Raw genomic sequence first — 4952 nt, forward strand, 5'->3', positions numbered from 1 at the left:
GATTTTAAGAGCTTCACCAAACCCTTTCCCGAGATCCTCCGTTCTATGGGCATCTGAGCCAATAGTAAGATATTTCCCGCCGAAGGAAAGATACCTTTCGATAATCCAGGGTTGTGGGTTGACTTCTTTAAATTCTCTTCTCAATCCAGATGTATTTATTTCTAACCCAAGCTCCTTCTTTACTAAGAGTCTTAACAGCTCATCTAATAGCGGAGAAGGCTCGAGAGGAGCATAGCCGGGAATAAAGCGCCTTAAAAAATCAAGGTGCCCGAAAAAACCGGGAAATTTAAGCGTCCTCACCGCTGCAATTGATTCTTCCAAATAGGCTTTCCACAACTTTTCAGGTTCGGTGGGATTAGGGAAATCCGGACCTTCATGAACAGAGTAAATAAAATAATCAAAAGCCCCATTCAAAATGGAATTATCCGTATAGCTTTGAATGCCAAGTTCTACGGCTTTAAGCACTTTAAGGGGATATTCTTTTGATACTCGTTCGATTTCCTCAAGATAAAGCAGCGGATCACCGAAATTTTCTGCTTCTTCCAACGTTGGGCCAAGTTCATAGTGGTCACTGATACCAAGTATTTTGATACCCCTTTTTGCAGCAGTTTTTACCACTTCTTCAATTGTAGGTTCTGCATCCGGTGAGAACCGTGTGTGAACGTGAAGGTCTATCATGATTAATCTCCTTTTTTCCTTTATTCATAGTTATGATAACGCATTTTGTTTCACATTGTAAATGTTGTCATATGAACCACTACCACTACCAATGATAAAATCAAAGAAAAGAAAAGTATAAGGAGATGATTTTGTGAGAAGTTCCATCGAATGTATCCCATGTAATATCAACTCATTGATACGCATTTTGAAGAAAGCAAACATCGATTCAGGAAAGCAAGAAAAGCTTGTTAAAAGCTATATGAAAAGGCTCCTGGAACTTGAAACTTTTGAAATGACACCTGTCCATATGGGTAGAGAAATAAGGGAGCTTATAATAAAATTCTTTGGTGAAGTTGACCTTTATCGAGAAATCAAAGATTCTTCTAACGAGCTCCTTCTTTCTCTGTATGACGAGCTAAAGACTGAGGTCATGAAATCTCCTGACCCTATCGAAACCGCTCTGAGATTTTCAGTCGCTGGAAATATTATAGATTTTGCACCAGGCCATGAAATCAATGTAATGAAAACACTGAGAGATTCCATAAGAAAAGATTTTGCAATTGATCATCTGAAAGCACTAGCAGAAGATTTAAGAAATGCTAAAAACTTGCTTTTAATTGGTGATAACTGTGGAGAAGTTGTCCTGGATAAACTCTTTTTAGAAGTAATCAGTGTGCCGGTAAAATACTTTGCTGTGAGAAGTACGCCGGTTTTGAACGACGTAACCACAAGAGAAGCGAAACTCATAGGTATTGATAAAGTTGCCACAGTCATAGAAAGCGGCACTGATGCCCCTGGAACTTTGTTAGATAAAATCACTCCCGAATTCAGAAAAATCCTTTACAATTCCGATGTGGTAATAGCAAAAGGGCAGGGGAATTTCGAAAGTCTCAGCGAAATAGATAGAGATATCTACTTTCTACTCATGACGAAATGTGATATCGTCAGTAGTTATGTTGGAGTTAACAAAGGCAGTTTTATAGCTATGAAAAAAGAAGCGAGATTACACCCTTCCAGGTTATAATGGGTTATTGAGTTGAAGAGGTGGGGAAATTGGATTTCGAGAGAACGATTGATGACATCATCGAAACGCTGTTAAACGCAAAAAACTATGGAAAGAAATGCGCGTTGCTCATTGGCACGGGTTGCTCTGCGCAGGCAGGCATTCCCACTGCCGAGAAATTCGTGGATATTATTGAGCGAGATAGGCCAAGAGATTTTGCCCGAGCTCCGAAGAAGAGCTATTCCAGTTGTATGGGACAGCTCGCTCCCGGTGAAAGGCGCGACCTTATAGCTAATTTCACAGATGAGACGAAGATAAATTGGGCTCATATAATAATGGCCCAGCTTATGAAAGTGGGATTCGTTGATCGCATCCTCACCACTAATTTTGATCCACTTCTTATAAAAGCCTGTGCCATGCTGAATGAATTCCCGGCGGTATATGACCTAACTGCAAGCACAAACTTCAGGCCTTCATATATTCCCGAAAAATCTGTTTTTTATTTGCATGGTCAGAGAACAGGTTTTGAGCTAATAAATACCGCCGAAGAATTTGCAGAGCATTCTAAAAGAATTCAGCCTGTTATTCAAGACACTGCGCGGGGAAGAGTATGGATTGTTGTTGGTTATAGCGGAAGAAATGACCCTGTCTTTGATATCTTTGCCAGTTTTCCTCGGTTCGATTACAAGCTTTACTGGATCGGTTATCGAGACAATCCACCTGAGAAGCATATAAAAGAACGATTGTTGCAAGAAGGCAAACACGCATACTTTGTAAAGGGATATGATGCCGATGGCTTTTTTGTGAGTCTCGCAAAAAAGCTTGGGTGCTTCCCACCGGATTTCTTAAAAAAACCTTTTTCTTTCTTAAAGAAACTCTTTGACAACCTTGCTCCCTGTGAATGCATGAATGGTGCCGATGATATCAGAATTGAGGATGCTGTGGAGAAAATCGAGAGGGCAATAGAAAACTTTGAAAATTAATTTGGGGGTTTAAATGCGAGATATTTCTTTAAAAAACGGACTTACAGCAATTATTAGAGAAGCTAATCCTGAAGATGCACCACAAATATTGAGATATATTGAGCAGGTTTCTGGTGATAGTGAATTTCTCAGCTTTGGCCCGGGAGAATTTGAAACCACCGTGGAAAGAGAGAGAGAATTTATTGAATCTACACAAAATAAAGACAACGCTCTAATCATACTGGTTGAATTCAACAGCGAAATCATCGGAATGCTGAACTTCAGTGGTGGTACAAGAACTCGAACCAGCCACAGGGGAGAATTTGGTATTTCAGTAGCGAAGAAATACTGGGAGCTTGGAATTGCTACAGCTATGCTTGAGTACCTAATCAAATGGGCAAGGGAGCATAAAATAGCGAAAATAGATCTTATGGTAAGAGAAGACAACGAAAGAGCCATAAAACTCTATGAAAAATTTGGCTTTAAGCACGAAGGTCGAATATCCCGTTACTTTAAACTCGATAGGAAATTTTACGGTGTTATATACATGGGGCTTGAGCTTTGATTTTAATGAAACCATGGTTGCATTATTTGCAGCTGTCAGTTACTTCATTCCTATTCCCATTGCCTGTAAGAGATTCGACTCCGGCGTACCGAAAGGCATGTCTTCGTTTCCATACAGCCTTTCATCGTAATAGTTTCTGCTTCTGAAACCGTAGCTTTCACCATGCCAGCCGGATGTACCCGCTGCACTGTTATCTCTGGATACCATAGTTCCGAAAATATGTCTGTATCCCATATTTTCGTCGTACCAATTGTATTTCTCTATGTTTATCGTCCCTCTGTTACCTTTTCCAAAAGCAAATAGATTTGCTGTGAGTTTTATATTTTTGATTTTCGCTCTACCAGCTGGTTTCGACTGATATGGAATTTCGATGCTTCCATCGACAACGACAAGGTTCAACATATCATCAAGGCTAACGGCATTTGCAGAGTCGTTTGGATCATAATCTGGATCAAAAGCTTTTCCGGGCTGCTCTACATAGCCCAGGAAAGTACTATCGGATAGCAGATCATGGTATAGTATGTCCCCATTCGTATAGATATTGCCCTCCTTTGACAGCATAGTAAATTTGCCTTCAATTATGCTCGCTTCTCTGCCAAGGGTTTGACTCGCTCCTCCTGGTAATCCAGAACCACCTATATTAATATCACCATCCGCTATTAAAAGCCCTTTGTGGGTCAATATCACCGGAGTTGCTGTAAAAGAAGGATATACCTTTTCATTTCCAGAATTCACTCTATACGCCACCACTGAACTGTAAGATTCTTTGTTAAATTCAGAAGGATCGGTAATAATGTAATAATCCACATTCGCGTTGTATGTTGAGCCTTTTTTGCCACCAGGGCTTGATATTACTTCCCAATCGCTCCAGTCGCTGTAAACCCAATCACCCCATGCACTGACTTCTGTAGGCAGCATTATTGTGAAATCCCTTGACTCAAAATACTTTACCCATACTTTTCTCCTGTGCCAGTCTTGCCAATGCCAGGTTTTCTTTTTCCTCCATTTGCCATTCCTGTATTTCCATTTCCCCCATTCCAAAGTTATGGTTACGCTTTGAGGTGCTTCAATATATTCAATTGCTTCTCTTTCAGCTGTTCTTGTCCTTTGCCTTATTTGACCTGAGCCACCTATGGTTATCTCGCGTGGCCAGGAAAATCGAAGGACCGAATATTCTTTAAAAGATGAAAGATTCAAATTAGTAGCAAGGAGCGTTTCCAGGTTATTCCCTGTCAGAACATCTCCACTGATGTTAACACTAGAAGCATAGTCTTTTACAGTTGTTGATCCCGTTTGTTGTGTCTGTGTAATAGTTTTCCGTTGAGCAGTAGTAACGACGGTTTGAGGTAAATCAATTTCTGCATAGTTTCCAAGCCATTCTTGCACTTGGGCTTCTGTTAACGGATTGGTGTTTAAAGCTACTCCAATCTGGTCTTTGACAGACAAAATGTAATTGTCCTCACTGTTTAGCCAATTTTTTACCTCCGGGACAATAGATAAAAGTGCCTGACTGGTATCAAGGGGGCTTGTAATGTTCTCAATGGTCTCTGTTTCATTGGTGCTGGTGTCACTCCCTATCGACCTGACTGTGGTTTCAAATTTTATTCCGTTGCTAACATAACTATTTTCAAGCGAACTTGTTGCATAATAGGAGGCATCAAGCATGTCACCTATGGCTGTCATATTGCTAAAATTTTGAGCATAGTAGTTTTCCATCTCAGAAAACCTGTTTTCGAGTCTATTCAATGTATCTTCATCGACT

The 4952-nt window shown here is 40.3% G+C and carries 5 protein-coding genes; 3 read left to right on the top strand and 2 right to left on the bottom strand.

Going from position 1 to position 4952, the window contains the following annotated elements; all coding sequences use genetic code 11:
* Positions 1-678 (bottom strand): histidinol-phosphatase HisJ family protein (locus AC3LHT_RS08820; RefSeq protein WP_488662624.1); only part of this gene is annotated, 678 nt, incomplete at its 3' end.
* A 133-nt stretch (positions 679-811) separates the two neighbouring features.
* Here AC3LHT_RS08820 and AC3LHT_RS08825 point away from each other — a divergent pair.
* Genes AC3LHT_RS08825 through AC3LHT_RS08835 form a run of 3 tightly spaced genes read left to right on the top strand, consistent with a single transcriptional unit; the run spans position 812 to position 3190 of the window.
* On the top strand, positions 812-1684 hold the full coding sequence (locus AC3LHT_RS08825) for a damage-control phosphatase ARMT1 family protein (RefSeq protein ID WP_290667371.1): 873 nt from the start codon (positions 812-814) through the stop codon (positions 1682-1684).
* 29 nt (positions 1685-1713) lie between these two features.
* Entirely contained in the window at positions 1714-2646 is a 933-nt protein-coding gene (locus AC3LHT_RS08830; protein ID WP_488662625.1) for an SIR2 family protein, read from the top strand.
* Between the two features lie 13 nt (positions 2647-2659).
* Entirely contained in the window at positions 2660-3190 is a 531-nt protein-coding gene (locus AC3LHT_RS08835) for a GNAT family N-acetyltransferase (protein ID WP_488662626.1), read from the top strand.
* Between the two features lie 39 nt (positions 3191-3229).
* On the opposite strand, the gene AC3LHT_RS08840 is transcribed toward AC3LHT_RS08835, so the two are convergent.
* Positions 3230-4952: hypothetical protein (locus AC3LHT_RS08840; protein WP_488662627.1), on the bottom strand; the 1723-nt coding region annotated here is incomplete at its 5' end.

The organism is Kosmotoga sp., assembly GCF_982836095.1.